We start from the raw sequence: 18,152 nt of genomic DNA, 5'->3' as shown, positions 1-18,152 counted from the left end.
TTGAACACGTTATCTGCATCAAAAAACAAACAACTAAATACAAGCACTAAAAATCAATTAAAAAAAATGAATAATATAAACTTATCAGATTCAAATAAAACTAAAAAAAATATGGTTAAAAACAGCTGGGCGAATAGTAATAATATCTTTGCGAAATCGCAAAACCCGATCGGTAATATAAAAGCAACCGATTTTGAACCTTTTAAGGTATTAACTACATTGTATCTAATTTCTGACTTCAATATGCCACATTTAGAATTTGAACAAACCCAAAAAGGATTCTTTGAAAACGACCTTCTTCCAAATATAAAATTACAGATAAATAATTATACTGTAAGTGGTCGTAGTGGATGCATAATGGATATTATCGATACAATTAACAATAAAAAAATAATGAGCAAATTTCTGAAATCGGTTACGACAATTCCTGAAACATTACAGTCTGTTCAAGATAATTTAAAACTTGATTATTTTCAGCCCGAGAATATCTCTTTCACTATAATAAAAGACAGCTTCTACTTATCAACGAAGTTTAAAATTCAAGGAAAATCTTTCTTCGAATTTAAATTTAATTTTTATGAAAATAAAATTATTTTGATTCAGCCCGGATTTAGAAACTTATCGGCTGAAGAAGCATACAAAGAATCTGGTTCAAGAATAGGTTTGGATTTCGACATGAAATATTCTGAATTATATAAATAATTTAATTAACAAATTTATGCGGATTTAAAAAAAAATGAAATCCGAATGAGAAGCTATAATAGCTTCTTTTTTTGTTAAAGGATTAAGTTCATAATTGAAAAATTAGCATTAAGTTTGTAAAAAACAATTTCCTTCAGCAAACAATGATTTTTCAAATGAGCAAAGTCGAATATCTAGAATTAGATTTTAAAAATATAGAATATTTGGTAGATGATAATTTACTATTATTAGTTACAGCAACCGAATTGGAAACTCTCTTTACTCATGAAAAATTAGCTCCTTTACCAAAGTATAATAGTATAATCAAGTGTCACGTAGGTAATTTAACATATTATTTCGGTATTTTCGGCAAATACAAAGTAGTTCACGTACAATGTTCGATGGGATCGGTCTCTCCTTCGAGTTCAATTCTCACAGTTAAACAATCATTAGAGCTTTTTAAATCTAAAGCGTTGATCATGGTAGGAATAGCATTTGGAATTGACAAGAACAAACAAAATATTGGAGACGTTCTTGTTGCAGAATCAGTATTACCATATGAATCTCAAAGGATAGGTGAATCTGATACAATTCAAAGAGGCATAGAAATTCCGTCAAGCCAACTTTTATTAAATCGTTTCAAAAACATACAGGACTGGAATTATCAATTATCAGATTCTAAAAATTCGGAGATCATATTTACTAGAGTAATGTCGGGTGAGATACTTGTCGATAATTTGGAATATCGAGAAATGTTGAAAGGTACTTATCCTGATTCAAAAGGTGGCGAAATGGAAGGAGCGGGAGTTTACTCTGCTTGTTCATCATCTAAAACCGACTGTATTTTAGTAAAAGGAATTTGTGATTTTGCAGATGGAGAAAAAGGAAAAGATAAACATCAAAATCAAAGGAAAGCAATATCATCAGCACTAAACCTATGCTCGAGCTTATTTATGTCAGAAACAGCATTTAAGGAATTAAATATTTTGCCTTTTGCTGAAAAATTAGATATTTGTCAAGAAGATATAAGTAATGTCCTTTTTGACTTTTATGATCACGATAAAGAGAAATTTTATATTGAAAGAAACAGAGATAATGATTTTATTGGAGTTTTGAATCAATTCGGAGTTTGGATCCATGGACCAAGTGGTTGTGGAAAGTCTAATTTGATTGCAAGAAATCTAATCAATAATAAAAAAGAATATATTCAGATTGATTTAAGTCCATGTATTGGGCAGTCAATAGAAATCCTTTTTGATGAAATCTTATATGAGATCGCTGATAGGGTTGGCAGTAAAATAATTGAGAAACCAGCAAATTTTAATGAGTGTAGTAAGAAAATTCTCACCTTACTAGAAGAGAATTTTTTTGATAAAGATATAGTTATATTTATTGAGGAAATTCCTATTAGTAGTGTTGCTGACCAAAAGGAATTTGCGGAAAAATTATTTTCACTTTTAATATCAAAGAATTTTAAGCGAGGCTTGAGTAAAGTTAAATTTGTGCTTTCTTGTATTGACAATCCTACTAAGTATATTACCTCCTTCCAACAAAAAGTATATCAACAATTTACTTTTTTAGAATTGGACTATTGGAATGAAACCGAAATTAATTCATTACTTGAATTAATATTAAAGGAACTAAATTTAAATATTAATCGTGATGTTGTTCTTGACTTGGTAAAGAGAGCAAAAGGATCTCCAAGATTTGTAAAAAAATTCATAAGGAGTGTAATAAGTGTAGATAAGTTTGATGAGGAGACATTAACTTATATTTTAGGAGAAACAGAAAGAGAATTTAAATAGTATGGATAAGATCTTAAAACCATATACAATAATTCCAAATGAATTATATGTTCAAAGAAGTGCAGACAAGCAACTAATTAATATTATTTCTGAAATGGGTAGACCAGGATATGTTCTGGTTTCGAGACAGATGGGTAAAACAAATCTTTTGTTAAATGCAAAAGCGAATTTAGAGGGTGAAAATGACGCATTCGTATATGTTGATTTATCAAATGTATTCGATACTGCAAGAAGTTGTTTTGAAAACATAATAGATACTGCAATTGATTCGTTTCCCGAAAAATTTTTAGAGGCTTCAAAAAAAATCTACTCGTTGAGAAAAGAAAGTCAAGAATTACCACCTCATAAGCAGCATACAAATGAATTAAAAATTCTACTAGACTTTATAGAGGGAAAGTTAGTCATTATTCTTGATGAAATTGATGCGCTGACAAAAACTGATTACTCTGATCAGATTTTTTCACAGATTAGAAGTATGTATTTTGCCGCTAGAGTAAATAATAAAGCTTTCAATAGACTAACATATTTACTTTCTGGAGTTGTTGAGCCTAATGAGATTATCAAAGATCCAAAAGTATCACCTTTTAATATAGGTCAAAAAATATATTTGAATGATTTCACCAGAGAAGAATTTTTAAACTTTATAAAAATATCAGAATTAGTATTAGATGAAAATTCTGTTGATCGAATATTTTATTGGACAAATGGAAATCCTAGATTAACATGGGATGTTTGTGCAGAAATTGAAGAAATTGTAAAAGAAAAAGAGTGTGATGAAAAACTTATTGATGAAATCGTAGATAAATTATATCTCAAGTCTTACGATAAAGCACCAATAGATAATATAAGAGAAATTGTTTCAAACAACAAACAACTGAGAGACTCGATTGTTCAAATCAAATACAAGAATGGAGAGAAAATTTCAGATGAACTAAAAAGTAAGCTATATCTTTCTGGAATAATAAATTATGAATCAAAAGATGTAAAGATAAAAAATCAAATTATTGATGAAGCATTAAATCTCAATTGGATTAGGTCTTTAGAGGAAAAAGAAAAAGGTTTAATTAAAACAGCTCTTGATTATTTTGAACATGATAATTTTCAAGAAACTCTATTCTACTTCGAAAAATATTTAGAAGAAAATACATTTGATGAGGAAGTTAGTTCACTTTATCATTATTACATGGGTATTGCCGCATATCGAATTGGTCAGTACTTAAAATCATCTACTTTACTGGACAAAGCTGTATTTGATGTTAATGAATCGAGTAAAATATATTATAATTTACATCACATAAAAGGCATCGTTTTATATTACAGAAATTTAATTGACGAAAGTTTAGATTGCTTGAAAATAGTCATAGATGGTAAGAAAGAAGATGAAACCTATGTGAGAGCACTTCTAAATTATGGTAGTTTTTCATTAAGTTCTGATAATCAAGAAAATAGAGATAAGGCACAAACAATTTTTGAAAGCCTTCTATCGGAAGAATTTCCAGAGAAAATTAGACATAAAAAAGAATTCACAGATGAGGTTGTTTCAGTTGCTCATTATAATCTTGGATTGATTAATAATTTTAATGATAATTCCGAGGATGCTAAAATGCATTATTACAAAGCATTAGAATTTAATAATAATGCTAGACCTCAAATACTACTTTCTTTAATAAAACTTGTTGATGATAGAGAGGAAAAAGAACATTTACTTACAAGATTAGTAAAACAATTGTTCGAAAATAAGATTGAATTAGAAGATACTGACCCTGAAAGACCATTGAATTTTAGTAAAATAGATTTTAAAGATTTATTAATCTTAGCATTTAAAGTAAACGAAGATTTATTTGAGCAAATATTACCATTTAGTGCTCAAATTGGCAAAGGTTCAATTGCGAAAAATATATATGAAACAGTTGTTAACTATCTTAACGATACGTCCGATTGGAGTACCGCAGTAGATATACTAATAAATTTATATGAAAATAAATATGGTTTTGAGTTAGATAATGAGTTAAAATTTCAATCATTACAAATAATTGCTTATGCTTTTGATTTACGAAAATCAACTGAATATTCGATATCCTATTTAAATTTACTTGAAGAAAGAAATCCAACAAAACTAGAAAATTTTGATTTTGCAATATCAGCTAGCTTAATTTATTTTTTAGGCGAGAAAAAATTACACTCCGATGCATTAAAATATGTTGAAATCATTAACAATTTTAATAGTGCAAGTAAAGATGATTCATCCGTTAATTTTCTTGTAATAAAGAATCTTGAATTGAATATTTACATAAATCAAAGAAATAATGACAGGGCTTTGAGAGTTGCAAGAGAAATACTACAAATTACTAAAGATACAGAATTAACATCTGCTAAAAATCATATCATTGATGCTGGTGGTATTAACACAATAATAAATAACGCAAGAAGTTTTATTTCACAAAATTCGTTAAAAAATTTACCCGCAACTACGTACAAAAAATATGGAAGAAATGAGTGGTTAACCGTGAAATATAATGATGGTAGGGTTGTAAATACTAAATACAAAAAAATTGAAAATGATATTATAAATAATGAATGCATTGTAGTAAATCTTCCCTAAAATTCCCCCCTTCATAATTTACATAAGCTTTAAATCCCATAAATACTGGCAAAAATGAAAAAAGTTCGAGCCCAGGTGGGACCACGTTGATAATCAAGCTTTTACATTCATTTGTAAAAGCTTTTTTATTTATTTGACGAACATTTGACGAGCAAAGATCCTTTATTTTATACAGTTTGTGAACGATCTTGGAGTGGAAGGCGTAGGAGAGATTGGAGGTGTAGGAATGCCGCCAGCCATTACCAATGCTATTTTTCATGCGACGGGCAAAAGGATTTATGATCTTCCTATCCACTTCGATAAGTTGCTTTAAACATCTTTTGAAAGGATGAGATTACAAATAGAATTCTTTCTTGTTTAAACTGCGGATTTTCAAATTTTTGTATCGGATGCTAAAGTATTTTACCTTTTTAAAAGATTGTGAAGCTAATTACAGATCTAAAATATGGTAATCAAATAAGAGGACTTATTTCAATAGATTTGCTTGTTTTGAGGAGTAAATCGTGCAGAGCAAAAACAGATGTAGAATTGCGAACCAAAATGACAAGAATAATGTAGTTTTTTACAAGATTTTTTCGGACATTTACCTATGATGACTATAAAATTAATTTTTACTCATGCCCTTATTATCATTTTGATGCTAAGTGTATGTTCCTGTGATGGTAAAAATCCAGGTTCTACCAATCAAACAATCAATCGAACTATGAAAACCTCCTTTTACAAACTGTCAGCTACATTGAACAACGGAGAACAACTTGACTTTTTAAGCCTAAGAGGCAAAAAAGTACTTATTGTTAATACGGCTTCCAAATGTGGTTTCACCAATCAGTATGCAGATTTGGAAAAACTTAGTGAAAGATATAAAGACAAGCTAGTGATCATCGCTTTCCCTGCAAATGACTTTGCAAATCAGGAGAATGGCAGTGATGAGGAAATTTCGGAATTCTGCAAAGTCAATTACGGCGTTACATTTCCAATTGCTAAGAAAGCAGGAGTGATTAAAAATGAAGATCAGCAGTTGGTTTTCAAATGGTTAACAGACAAAAATATGAATGGATGGAATGACCAAGCTCCGGAGTGGAATTTTAATAAATATCTCATCAGTGAAAATGGCGATCTTCTCCGCTATTTTGAATCGAGTGTTGCACCGCTGGATGAGCAATTGGTTACTTTAATCGAAAATTAAATAATGAAGAGCCTCTTTAGTAAAAATTAAATCATGAAAAAGTTGTTTCAAATTTTAAATATGCTTGCTTTACTTGCAACAATGGTCATTAATTACCTGTCCAATACCGGGATTTTTAATGAAGAAACGATGGCAACTATGTCCGCAAAGTTCCAAAATCTATTTACACCTGCTGGCTATGCATTTTCTATCTGGGGACTTATTTATTTGGGGCTTCTTGGTTTTGCAATTTATTATGGTCCATTTACAAAAGATACAGATGCCAAAGAAAAAACAATTTTAAATGTAGGATGGTGGTTTGTCATTTCCTGCATTGCAAATTGCTTATGGGTGTTTGCCTGGCTTTATGAATATACTTTTCTCACCATCCCCATTATGGCTCTTTTGTTTTTTTCCTTGCTGAAAATTATACAGAAAAATCAATATCAAATGCAAGCGCCGGACTTCAAAACAAATGTGTTTCTTCGCTTGCCCTTTCACCTATATTCGGGTTGGATTTCTGTAGCTCTAATTGCAGATGTAGCAGCATATCTGAAGAAGATACAATGGTCAGGATTTGGAATTTCAGAGCCTACCTGGACTGTTCTGATGTTGATCGTGGCTGCCATTATCCATTTGTATATGCTTTGGAAATTTAATATGACTGCATTTGCTTTGGTTGCTGTTTGGGCGTCCATTGCTATTGCGGTGGCCAATCAACATTCCAGCCAAACGGTTTACGCCGCCGCCGGCTGCACAGCATTGTTTATTTTTGGGAATATTACTTTTCAAATGTTAAAAAAAAGAAGGTTGTATTAAAAGTTCAGGTTTTCATATTTTTAGTCTTGTAAGTATAAGTTTCTAAAACAATATCTCAAAAGAAGTTTTAGTTATAAAATTAAAATCTTAAAATTAATGTTTACTCATTTTACCAATCAGCAAATTGCCGATATAGAAAAAAGAAAAAGAATTGCATTGATCAATTCTCTGAGTGGCTTTAAAAGCCTTAATTTAATTGGAACCACCAACCCGGAAGGACAAACGAATCTTGCGATCTTTAATTCTGTGATGCACGTTGGAGCAGATCCTGCTTTATTGGGATTTATTTCTCGTCCTAATTCTGTTGAAAGACACACGATCGAGAATATACAGCAAATGGGCTATTATACCATTAATCATGTGAATGCCACGATTTTTGAAAAAGCACATCAGACATCGGCAAGATATGACAGAGACCAATCAGAATTTGATGCTGCCAGATTGGGCATCGTATATAAAAATAATTTTGCAGCGCCTTTCGTTCAAGAATCGCAGATACAAATGGGCTTAATGTTAAAGGAAATGATCCCTATCAAAAGTAACGGTACCGATCTGCTTATTGGTGAAATTGTGGATTTGTATTTCCCCACAGAAATCTGGGAAGAAGATGGCGTTCTTAATATTGAGAAGGCAGGAACCATTGCCGGCTCTTCTCTAGATGGCTATCACAATACCCAACTGATAACAAGACTGAAATACGCAAAACCGTAAATTTTACCTCAAAAAATTCTCATTGAGCCACTTCAGCTTGTTGTAGCTTTTCAGGAACTTAGTTTTAAGTTCAAAGTTTTTTTCCTTGGCTTCCAGTAATTTATTTTCTCTGGAATTAATTAAAAACAAAGAACTTTCCCCGTTGCCGAATCTTGTTTCTTCTGCATTCAAAAGACGCTGATAATTGTTCAGATTCTTGGTTGAGATTTCGATTTGGGTGAAATAATTGCTGACCTCATTTTTATAGGTTTCAATTTTAGTGCTGATTTCGCGGGATTTAAACTGAAAATCCTGTTGGTTTTGGGAGATTTTAAGTTTTGCAATGTCGTAATCTGCCCTTGCCTGTCTTAGGAAAATAGGAATTTCTAGTTTCAAACCATATTGGAAATTATGATCAAAAAGAGGCAGATAGTCCGGCTTGTAATTTTCCTTTGTAAAAAAATTGTACGTGAAATCCAGCTTGGGAAGAAAACGCTGCCATTTCAGTCGGCGCTCACTTTCGAGAATATTCTGTTTCTCAGAATAGTATGCCACAGAAGCGTGATTTTCCAGCTGCCTTGAGGATATAGTCTGAACCAAAAATTCATAATCCGTGTATCCGGAATGTTCGTCCAGATCAGCTGACGGAACGATCAGCTTCGAGATTTCAAACAGTGCCTGGTTGTCTTTCCAAAGAAACATCTGCAAATCCTGCGTACTTTTCACAAAAGTAAGATAGGCATCACGTTCCTGAAGTTCAAAATTTTGTAATTGAGATACAACCTCTACCGTATCAATAGCTGGTCTTTCTCCCAATTCATATGTTCTTTTGGTAAGGTTCAGTCGTTTTCTGTTGATTTTGACGGCAGATTTCTGCAATTTGTAGATCTCGTAATTTTTCACCCATTCCCAAAAAGTATTTTCTGCATCCAGAAGAAGCTCATTACTGAGCACCGTTTGCTCGGCTTGCGTCATCTTCAAACCAAATTTTGCCTGATCTAGCATGGCCCTTCTTTTGTCGTACAGCAGATTTTTGGCTAACGGAATGGTAATCCCGAATTGATAGAGACCTCCTTTTGTATCACTGTTGTTGAGTTTTTCTCCAGCAAGATCATTGTAACTTGCGGTCATATCAATCCCATACCAGGTGGGAATGCCGAGTTCTATGTTTTTCTGTTGGTAATAATTTGTTCCGTCAATATTTTTCTCGCCTAATTTTCCAGCGATGACCGGATCGAAGTTGCCTCTTGCTTGGGTAATTTCGGCCTTAGCAATTTGATTCTGAAGCTGATATTTGAATGCCAACGGATGGTAATTCTTCACAATGTTGAGAAATTCCTGATGCGAGAGTTTGAGAGAATCCTGCGCATAAGAAAACTGTAGACAAAGCAGCATACAAATCACCGCAAATCTATTTTTTATCTTTTTCATTTCCTGAAGATTTTTCTGTGGTTTTCACTTCGTAGTAATCTGGCGGGAATCCGTTGATGTTTCGCCACAATTCGTACCAGATCGGCACATCATTCAAAATAGCAATACCCTGAACGCCCGTACCCATTTTGATTTTTGGAGGCCATTGTTTTTCGTTCTTATCCTGAATCACCAATGCTTTGAACATCCCGTTTGTACTGATGTTATTTTCTATTGCAATGACTTTTCCTGCAAACGTTCCGTAACTGGAATTGGGCCAGCCTGAGAAGACAATGGCAGGAAACCCGTCAAAGATACACATCACACGTTGTCCTTCTTTCACCAGTGGCAGATCGACTGGTTTGATAAAGACTTCCACCGCATAGTCCACTTTTTCTGGGACGATCACGCCAATGCTTTCGCCATCTTTCAGGATTTCCCCGATTCCTGCCTTGTTGATCTGAACCACTTGACCATCCTGAGAAGCGATCACAAAATACAAGCCTTGTCTAGCTTTGTAATTGGCGACCTGATTTTCAAGCTTGGCAATATCACCGCCGCTGCCTTCTATCTGTCCCATACTCTGGAAACGGTCTCCCTCGGTCTTGCTCAGTTTTTCGTTATAATCCTGGATGGTGGCATTTTGTTCGATGTTTACATTCATGATTTCCTGTCTGGTTTGCGCCAGCTTATTTTCTGTGGCGGTTTTCTTTGCCAATGCATTTTGATAAGAAACGCTTCTCTGCTGGAATTGCGTGAGAGAAACCAGACCTTCGTCATACATTTTTTTCTGCCTTTCGTATTGGTCTGCAGTCATTCTGAGTTCATTATTAGCCGCTGCAAGTTCGGCTTCTTCACCAGTCATCTTATGATTGAGCTGGCTGATCTTCACCCGGAGCTGACTCAGTTTTAATTCTCTGCCAGAGTTTAAAGCCTGCATCTGATTATTGGTTGTTCCAACTTTGGCTTCGTAATATTTTTGCAGACCTTTCTTTGCATCGACCTGTTGTTCTGTTCTTTTCACCAAGAGCGGATCCAGATAATCGTCCTTCACTTCTGAAAGTTGGAGCAGCGTATCGCCTTTTTTTACATCATCTCCGTTTTTGACGTACCACTTGATGATCCTTCCCGGAATTGGGGAATTAAGCTGTTGCGGGCGCTGGTCCTGGTACAGTGTACTCACATTTCCAATGACCTTGATGTTCTGTGTCCACGGTAAAAACAAAACGATAATTCCTCCCAGAAAGATGAACAGGAACCATCTTTTTACCCTTGATTTTTTGTGGATATGGTATACTTTATTAACTGATTGCAGTTCCATTTTCTTAAATTTTATTGAATAAGTTTTTAACCATTCCGTCTTCAATGTGAAGATGCTGATCCGCATTACTGGTAAGCATTTGATCTTCTGAAACGATGATGATGGTTGTAGTTTCTTTGATTTTTAACAGGTAATTGGTCATTTTTGTTTTGAATTCGTCATTCATGCCATCCAATGGATCTTCCAGAATCAATAATCTTTTGCCGCCAACCAAAGCTCTCAGTAAAAGAATTTTCTTTTTAGAGCTATACGACATTTCCGTATCGGTTTCGCTGATTTGGGTAAAGAATCCGTTGCTGAATTGGCTTGAGAAACTGTCAATTCCCATTTCATCCGATATATCAAGAATTTGTTCCGCAGTGGTGTGGTGATGACCGAGAATGATGTTGTCCAAAACAGTTCCTTTGATGATGGTCATATCTTCAAGATACATCCCGATTTCATTCCTTAAGGCTGTTTTGTCTATGTTTTTTAGTGGGATTTTATCAAACAAAATACTCCCTGCAGTTGGCTCATAAAATCCAGTCAACATATTGAGAAGCAACGATTTTCCTGTGCCCAGTTTTCCGGAGATCACGTTGATTGTATTCTCGGAAATTTTGAAATTCACGTGCTCCAAAATTTTCTGAAAATCATTAAACGCAAAACTGACTTCTTTAAATTCTATGCTGAAACCCGTATTTTGTTCGTCAAAAGTGATGGTGCCTATATTTTCTTCGGGCAAGTCGGTCACTTTGTTCAGTTTTGCCAAAGCTGCGATCACATCGTAATAACTTTCCAGACTGATAATCAGTTTTTCTACCGCTGTCATTATGCTTAATACAACAATTTCTGTTGCGATAAATGCACCGATGTTCAGCTGCTGGGTGACCAAAAGATAGGTTCCAATGACAAGCATCACCAACGTAATGATGACTTTGAAAGCAATAATGGTTTTGTACTGAACCACGAGAACCCTGAAATGTGAAGTCCTGTCATCCAGATAATCCACAACCCTTTCATCTGTACCTTTCAGATGAATTTCTGTTTTTGAATTCAGCTTAAAAGTCTTGATGGATGCCGCAATGTCCTCCAGCCAGGATGCAACCTCGTACTTTTTGTCGCTTTCCGCAATACTTGATTTGATTCCGCTTTCCATTGTAAATCTGAAAATAAAGACAACACAGATGACAACCAGAGCTCCGAAAACCAAAAACCAAGGGTGATAAAAAGAGAGAAGCAGAATTCCGAATAGAATCTGGATCAAAGCCGTTGGGATTTCCAGTAAAATTTTTGAAATGCCTTTCTGCAGATTCTGCGTGTCAAAAAAACGGTTAACCAATTCAGGAAGATAATATTTTCTGGTGGCTGACAGATTTACTTTTGGCAGTTTATCAGCAAAAGCAAGAGAGAACTCGACAAAAATTTTCTGCTGTATTTTTTCAATGATCTGCATTACTTTTAATCTGAAATAACCAACCAGCCAAGTTCCCAAAACAACAAAAGCGATCAGGATATAGATGGAAGTCGCCATCGTGGCTCCCATCACAAAACTGACGATAGATTGGATCCCAAGTGGAACACTGAGCTGTACCAAACCATTGAGAATGGCGTAAAAATAAATATTGGTAACGTCCTTCTTTTCTTTTGTGACGTATTTGAAAAGATTGTAGCCGTGCTGTTTAGGAGAAGTTTCCATGGGTATTTATGATTTTATAAGATTGAAGGTGATGAAGCGCAGATACTCGAGGACATATTTTTGATGTTCGATTTTATTGATGTGATTATCCGTAAGTTTCGGAAGGTGCTCACTGAAAAACTGTTGATCGTGAGCGGTTTCCAAAAGTGTACTTGCAAAAGATTTGGGATATAAGAAATCGGGCTTGGCTTCAGAAATCACTTCGCCAAAAAAATTACAAAGACTTTTGAGCGGACTGAAAACCATCTCTTTATTGATCTCATCCACTTCTTTTACAAGGTAAGATTTGCTGCTTTCTGCAATGACAATGTTGTGAAGTTTTGCAAGGTTATAATCTTCTATCGTATCATCTGTTTCGTCATTGTGCGTGATGATTTCCAGGATCTTTTCCATTTTTTGCATTGGATCTTTGATTTCCTGCAATCTCTGTTTAGAAATAAACTCAATGTATGACCAATACCAATTGAGAATGTACGTAAGCAATTTGTGCTTTGAAGAAAAATACCTGTAAACTGTGGCTTCGGTAGAGTTGATCCTCTGAGCCAGTTTTTTAAAAGTAAAACTCTCAAAACCCATCTCATAAATAAGCTCTATGGAGTCTTTGACTATTGTTTTTCCGATTTCACTATTTTCCGGATCTCTAAGAAAAAGATGATCGTTGACTTTAAATTTTAACTGAAATTCCATTGTTGTATATTACTACTTTTATTATAGCAAAATATACGCCAAAGATAGTCTTTTGTATTTTATTGATAGTAATACTATTATTTAAATATTTGGTTTTTTATAAAGTACGACGAAACCAAGCATATTTTAAAAAATCTCCACGGTGGATTTCATCTCTTTTTGAAAAAATAGTGTGAGTGGTGTGCTACCCCGATAAGGAAGTATTGTTTAGCAATTTATTGTTTTACCAGATATGCTTTCTAAGCGCATTTATCAGAAAAAATAAAAACAATGAGTTCTTTGCCGGAAATGTCACATTTGAGCCTGAAGCAAGAACCAATTGGCACAGATTCAGAAAGGTCAGGTTTTAATGGTTCCGGAAGGAGAAGGGGTTTATCTGGAAGAAGGAAAGTCTGTAAATTCTCTTGAAAAATCAATGTCATCAGTATTCTCGAAGATATCAGACATTGATACAGCTAAACGTAAAATTTTTCACATTACGATCACGAATTTTAAAGAAGATCAAGAGGTGACTTGGTTAGAATTTATTTCTGATAAAAATGATAAAAAAGCAAACGTTGATTATAATTCAACATTTGCTTTTTTTAATGAATTATTGCGTAAAAAATTGCGCTCTCAATTCATCAAGCTCAATCAGCTACCTCTGTACGTAGAATAGCCATAAGCAGACAATGTTATCGGAACGTGGTAATGATTTTTGTCTTTGATTTCGAATACCACTTCAATATAAGGGTAAAAACTTTCTGTATTGTTTTTTTTGAAATAATCGCTGGTGTAGTAGGTTAATTTGAAAATGCCGAGATTGTCTTTTTCTGAGGGTAGAAAATCAGAAATCCTGCCATTTGTATCGGTGTTTTTCTCGTCTACAAAAGCCCATATTTTTGATTGTTTGTTATACTTTTCTAATTTTATTTTGACGTCTGCACCAGGTAAACCCTTAGACACATCCAAGATATGACTAGACAGCTGAAAATTATTGGTCTGAGCAAAAGTCCCTATCGGTAAAAGTCCGAAAAGCATCGTGATGAGTAGTGATTTCATTTTATTATTTTTAAATTTAAACTATTTAGTTGTAGTAATCCCAATTTCCGGGATGGATGCGGACTGTGCGATCCAATCATCATTTTCCGGACTGCCACCACCTGATACGCCTACACTGCCAATGATTTCACCCTTGTACCAAATGGGCATTCCTCCGCTTAATAGAAGTAGTTCCGGTAGAGAATTCAGATTTTTTGTGTCAGGATTTTTTTCTGCATTTCTTAATAACAAAAGGGTGGGTGTTTTCGTGGATAACGCGGTATAGGCTTTTCTTCTTGATGCTTCCGTATTGTGAGGTCCCACGCCGTTGCCTCGGAGCAATAGGATAGTTGTTCCGGAAGCATCCAATAGCGCAATAGAAACGTTTTTGTTCTTTGTAGCTGCAGTTTTTGAGATGCGGCTTGCCAATTCTAATGCTGCTTCTGTACTTAAGTTATTAACAGACTTTACGTATTGATTAGTAGGGTAGAGTGGTATCGTTTTTTCAGTATTGTTTTGTGCGAAGCATAAGTATGAACTCAGTAGTACAAACAAAAATTGTATTTTCATAACCTTTCTTTTGATGCAAAGTTAAAGACTAGAAAAATCAAAAACGTTGTCCTATGTCAACGTTTTCAGAGTTTTGATTTTATTCTGCTTAAGGTAGAAGGAGAAATTCCGAGATATGAAGCGACCATCTTGTTGGATACCCTACGTAAAAGTTGAGGCTGGTATTCAATGAGCCATTTTACTTTATCTAATGCATCAAACCCCTGAAAACCATAAATCCTTTTTTGTGCGATGATGAATCCAAGCTCCAGAATTTCAGTGTAAATTTTTGCAAACTCAGGTACCGTTTTCACCAAATAATAAAAGTCTCGCCTCGTAATGCAAAGCAATTCTGATTTCTCTATTGTCTGTAGGTACTCTTGGGCAGGTTTTTGGTCAATAAAACTAGGTAAAGCTGTGGCGAAATTCCCTTCAAAAGCGAAATACCTTGAGCTGTCTGCACCATCTTTTGTCGTTGTGAATAAACGGATACAGCCTTTATTGATAAAGTAGTAATATTTGCACACCTGATCATATTGTAGCAATATTTCGTTTCGATTTGTTGTTACAGGAATGAAGAAAGACGTTATTTTCTCCAGTTTTTCGGGAGAAATATCACTTTTGCTCAGGATAAATTTTTCAAGAAGTGAATACATTGGTAATCATACTTATGGTTTAAATCTAATTGGTCAAATTTAAAGATATTAAATATAGAAAATGGACGCGTAAATAGTTCCATCAATTATTTGAAATAATAATTAAAAACGGTATTGGTAAACATTAAGTGATGGTGCATTCTTCGCCAATGTCGGCAAACAAGAGACTTTGTAATTGCCGGATATTTGCTCACGGATCTGCCCTGTTGATTTTTTATTTTTACAGGTTGATTTTCCCTGCGCTTCCTGAGTTTCTTCTAAACCAAATGGCTGTCCCAGCTCATCCGGAGATTTTCTTTGATGTAAACCTCGTTGAACAATCGGTAATTGAGTTTTAAATTTTGAAACCGAGTGAATTGATGTCGGAGAACTGATAGTATGGTTGACGACCATTTGATTCAGTTGTTATTTATTTAAAAATTCAGCATTATGTTTTATAAATAATCAAAAAAACAGACTAATATGAGAGATGGTTTCATATCTTTACCCATAATTTACCGGTTTCTATTTTACTTTTACCGGTTTGATGTGATCATGAAGGGTGTGAATTTTTTTTATGGATTTTTGATAAGAAAGTGCTTCGTTATAGTTTTTTTGATGATGCTTGGCATCAAGGGAATCTTTCTTTATGGACAGACCAAAGATGATATCCAGACCTTAAGACAAGTTGCTTTACAATCGATACAAAACAGTTCTCCTGCTGAATACGAAAAATACATTGATTATTATTCGAAAATTAATTTTCCGGAAGCGTTGTCATTTAGGATAAAGGCCGCACTGATCCGCGGGAACTATGCTGATGCAATAATCTGTTTGAATCAACTGGGAAAAATCAAAACAAAAAGAGATCCTATTTTCATTTTTACTTACCATTTTATGGCGTATCAGGTAAGTCACATATTAGGTGTAGAGGCAGAGGCAAATAAGCATAAAAAAGAATTACTTCTCCTTTTTCCACAGGTGCAGATTGCTCTTGCTTTTGAGTTGGCCGCAGATGCTTTAGCATTTGATTTTATAGCCAAAAAACAAAAAGAAACATATTTTCTGGATATTCTTGCAATTTTTCAGAAGAGAAAAGATCCTTTTTACGCCAGCAGGATTTATTATTTTCTTGGAATACAGGAGCTTCAGAACAGAAATGCGAATGCAGCGTACCCCTATTTTTTAAATTCAGAGAAGGCTGCCAAACAAAGTGGTTTAGCTAATGGTTTTGAGTTGTATGGGATCACTGGCATGGCATCTGTATTGATCAGTCAAAAAAAATATGACGCTGCGTTTAAAATACTGAATGCGAAAAAGAATACCGTTTCTTCGGTTCCAGATTTATTTTTAAAGGCGTTTTTTTTCAGAAATTATGCAAAATCGGCAGCTTTTATTGGTGCCAAGACAGAAATAGAATGGGCATCGGAACAATATTATTCATCGATCGCTCAAGACGACGTCCTGCAGATGAAAGCCAGAGCATTACTGGTAGACAGTTTAGAAAATGATTATTCTCAGGATTTGAAACAGCAAAAATCTTTCTGGAAAAGTATTTATCTTTTGATAGCAATGCTTTTTTTTCTGGGTCTTGGCATCCTACTTATAAGCTCAAAATATAAAACATCCAAAAACAAAGCAAAAGAAAAAGAGGCTGACATAGATCCAAAAGTTTTTATTATTCCTGATAAAACGGAGAAGGAAATCCTTGAAAAACTAAATAAATTTGAAGGTTCTCTTCGATATACGAAAAGTAATATTTCTCTGAAAACGCTGTCTTTGCAATTGGATACTAACCCCAGATATTTGTCGGAAATCATCAATAAGCACAAAGATGTAAACTTCAACACTTACATTAATAACCTTAGGATTGACTATATTTTGAACAAACTAAATGCGGATGAAGAATACCGAAAATATAAAGTCAGTTATCTGGCTGAAGAAAGTGGTTTCTCATCCCACAGCCTTTTTACAACTACTTTTAAAAATAAAGTAGGAAGCTCACCTATAGAATATATCAAGAACATAGACAAAAGCAGATGAGAAAAACACTCCTTTTTTTAGCGTTGTTGATGTTGGTCCTGTCTTACGGACAGAACAATAAATCTGTTCTGGATGGCGCAAGACAATTAATTGACAGCAGGCCAGAAAAAGCCATACAGATAGCAGAAAATGTCCTGCATAAAGCAAATAATGATCAGACAAAAATAGTGGCCCTGACAATTATTATCAATGCAGAGATGTTCCTGGAAAAGTCGAGAGATGTCATAGACCATTGCAACTTGGCCATAAAACTGGCCAGAAAAGGGAAGTACACTTATCAGGAAATCAAGGTTTTATCTATGTTGGGCAGTCATTATCAAACAATGATGCTGAATGAAAGTGCGAAGAAATATCTTGACAAGGCAGAGAATATGATGGATAGTATCAAACTTCCGGACTCTCTCTATTATGTTAAAGGAAATCTTTACAATGTAAAAGGCATGGTTTTTCGGGAGGAGCTAAACTGTGAGTTTGCTCTGAAATATTTTGATAAAGCGCTGGATGTTTACCAGCAGCAGACAGGCAGCCGGATTTCTATTATCAACCAGGCTTTGATCAATATTCAGAAAGGATCGTGTCTTATCTCCGAAGGTCGGCTGGCAAATGCGCAAGAATGTTTTGAAAAGGTTCTGGATGCCGATTTTGACTTTGGATTCAACCGTTACTATGCAAAAATATGCCTGGCTGAAATCTTATTAAAACAAAATAAGCCAAAAGAAGCGGCTGATCTTCTAGCGGGAATTCCTGTAAGAGAGATCGAAAAAGAAGATCTGGAACTTAGCAGTTTGTATGATCTCGCAATGTCCAATCTAAGCAATGCAAAGAATGACATGCCGGCGTTCCATCTGCATATGGAAAAATATGCTGCCTCCATAAAAGATGTGAACAAAAAAAGAAGCAGAATGATAAGTCAGCTGGTTTATGATTCTGATGTCAAATTCAAAAAATCACTCGATAATAATCAGAGAGCGTATCTTTTGATTGTGGTTTCCTTAGTGATTTGTGCTTTAATATTGCTTTTTACCGTTCGGAAATTACTTTCATAAT

18 protein-coding genes are annotated in these 18,152 nt (G+C 34.4%); 10 read left to right on the top strand and 8 right to left on the bottom strand.

Going from position 1 to position 18,152, the window contains the following annotated elements; translation table 11 throughout:
- Positions 1–66 precede the first annotated feature (66 nt).
- The 7 genes from F564_RS0108960 (at position 67) to F564_RS0108930 (ending at position 7,783) form a co-directional block, all read left to right on the top strand.
- A complete protein-coding gene (locus tag F564_RS0108960; protein WP_154656837.1) occupies positions 67–702 on the top strand; it encodes a hypothetical protein in 636 nt (211 codons plus the stop codon).
- Positions 703–857: 155 nt separating this feature from the next.
- Positions 858–2,486: a 5'-methylthioadenosine/S-adenosylhomocysteine nucleosidase family protein gene (locus tag F564_RS0108955; protein ID WP_161625939.1), complete on the top strand. Its 1,629-nt coding sequence runs from the start codon at positions 858–860 to the stop codon at positions 2,484–2,486.
- 1 nt (position 2,487) lies between these two features.
- The gene (locus F564_RS19925) at positions 2,488–5,088 is read left to right on the top strand and encodes an AAA-like domain-containing protein (RefSeq protein WP_051259623.1); all 2,601 of its coding nucleotides are present in this window, start codon (positions 2,488–2,490) and stop codon (positions 5,086–5,088) included.
- A 178-nt stretch (positions 5,089–5,266) separates the two neighbouring features.
- Positions 5,267–5,401: a hypothetical protein gene (locus F564_RS21100; RefSeq protein ID WP_262493696.1), complete on the top strand. Its 135-nt coding sequence runs from the start codon at positions 5,267–5,269 to the stop codon at positions 5,399–5,401.
- A gap of 390 nt (positions 5,402–5,791) precedes the next feature.
- Entirely contained in the window at positions 5,792–6,274 is a 483-nt protein-coding gene (locus F564_RS0108940; RefSeq protein WP_051259625.1) for a glutathione peroxidase, read from the top strand.
- 60 nt (positions 6,275–6,334) lie between these two features.
- Complete coding sequence (locus tag F564_RS0108935) at positions 6,335–7,072, top strand: hypothetical protein (protein ID WP_051259622.1); 738 nt, start codon at positions 6,335–6,337, stop codon at positions 7,070–7,072.
- A gap of 96 nt (positions 7,073–7,168) precedes the next feature.
- Positions 7,169–7,783 carry a flavin reductase family protein gene (locus F564_RS0108930; protein WP_028122342.1) on the top strand — a complete coding sequence of 205 codons (615 nt, stop codon included), beginning with the start codon at positions 7,169–7,171 and terminating at the stop codon, positions 7,781–7,783.
- A gap of 3 nt (positions 7,784–7,786) precedes the next feature.
- Here F564_RS0108930 and F564_RS0108925 read toward each other — a convergent pair whose 3' ends face one another.
- From F564_RS0108925 to F564_RS0108910, 4 genes are read right to left on the bottom strand one after another with little or no spacing between them, the layout of a single operon-like run.
- The gene (locus F564_RS0108925) at positions 7,787–9,193 is read right to left on the bottom strand and encodes a TolC family protein (protein WP_028122341.1); all 1,407 of its coding nucleotides are present in this window, start codon (positions 9,191–9,193) and stop codon (positions 7,787–7,789) included.
- The gene (locus tag F564_RS0108920; RefSeq protein WP_028122340.1) at positions 9,174–10,493 is read right to left on the bottom strand and encodes an HlyD family secretion protein; all 1,320 of its coding nucleotides are present in this window, start codon (positions 10,491–10,493) and stop codon (positions 9,174–9,176) included. The genes F564_RS0108925 and F564_RS0108920 overlap by 20 nt, the downstream gene beginning before the upstream one ends.
- A 4-nt stretch (positions 10,494–10,497) precedes the next feature.
- A complete protein-coding gene (locus F564_RS18990) occupies positions 10,498–12,171 on the bottom strand; it encodes a peptidase domain-containing ABC transporter (RefSeq protein WP_051259621.1) in 1,674 nt (557 codons plus the stop codon).
- A 6-nt stretch (positions 12,172–12,177) separates the two neighbouring features.
- Positions 12,178–12,858 (bottom strand): TetR/AcrR family transcriptional regulator, encoded by a 681-nt coding sequence (locus F564_RS0108910; protein WP_028122339.1) that lies wholly within the window; start codon positions 12,856–12,858, stop codon positions 12,178–12,180.
- Between the two features lie 319 nt (positions 12,859–13,177).
- Here F564_RS0108910 and F564_RS0108905 point away from each other — a divergent pair, with 319 nt between their 5' ends.
- Positions 13,178–13,516: a hypothetical protein gene (locus tag F564_RS0108905; RefSeq protein WP_028122338.1), complete on the top strand. Its 339-nt coding sequence runs from the start codon at positions 13,178–13,180 to the stop codon at positions 13,514–13,516.
- On the opposite strand, the gene uraH is transcribed toward F564_RS0108905, so the two are convergent.
- The 4 genes from uraH to F564_RS0108885 all read right to left on the bottom strand — a co-directional run bounded on the left by uraH (position 13,492) and on the right by F564_RS0108885 (position 15,476).
- Positions 13,492–13,899: a hydroxyisourate hydrolase gene (uraH, locus tag F564_RS0108900; RefSeq protein WP_051259620.1), complete on the bottom strand. Its 408-nt coding sequence runs from the start codon at positions 13,897–13,899 to the stop codon at positions 13,492–13,494. The two genes, F564_RS0108905 and uraH, sit on opposite strands and share 25 nt — an antisense overlap.
- A gap of 21 nt (positions 13,900–13,920) precedes the next feature.
- Positions 13,921–14,448: a heme-binding protein gene (locus tag F564_RS0108895; RefSeq protein WP_028122336.1), complete on the bottom strand. Its 528-nt coding sequence runs from the start codon at positions 14,446–14,448 to the stop codon at positions 13,921–13,923.
- Positions 14,449–14,513: 65 nt separating this feature from the next.
- A complete protein-coding gene (locus F564_RS0108890) occupies positions 14,514–15,083 on the bottom strand; it encodes a Crp/Fnr family transcriptional regulator (protein ID WP_028122335.1) in 570 nt (189 codons plus the stop codon).
- A gap of 102 nt (positions 15,084–15,185) precedes the next feature.
- Positions 15,186–15,476, bottom strand: a complete 291-nt coding sequence (locus F564_RS0108885; protein WP_028122334.1) for a hypothetical protein — start codon at positions 15,474–15,476, stop codon at positions 15,186–15,188.
- Positions 15,477–15,680: 204 nt separating this feature from the next.
- On the opposite strand from F564_RS0108885, the gene F564_RS19920 reads away from it, so the two are divergent.
- Both F564_RS19920 and F564_RS0108875 read left to right on the top strand, forming a co-directional pair.
- Positions 15,681–17,105 (top strand): helix-turn-helix domain-containing protein, encoded by a 1,425-nt coding sequence (locus F564_RS19920; RefSeq protein WP_161625938.1) that lies wholly within the window; start codon positions 15,681–15,683, stop codon positions 17,103–17,105.
- On the top strand, positions 17,102–18,151 hold the full coding sequence (locus tag F564_RS0108875) for a hypothetical protein (RefSeq protein WP_154656836.1): 1,050 nt from the start codon (positions 17,102–17,104) through the stop codon (positions 18,149–18,151). The genes F564_RS19920 and F564_RS0108875 overlap by 4 nt, the downstream gene beginning before the upstream one ends.
- The last annotated feature ends 1 nt before the right edge of the window (position 18,152 follow it).

This window comes from Epilithonimonas tenax DSM 16811 (assembly GCF_000428485.1).
Classification (GTDB): Bacteria; Bacteroidota; Bacteroidia; order Flavobacteriales; family Weeksellaceae; genus Epilithonimonas; species Epilithonimonas tenax.
This window is presented reverse-complemented; position numbering and strand designations above follow the sequence as displayed.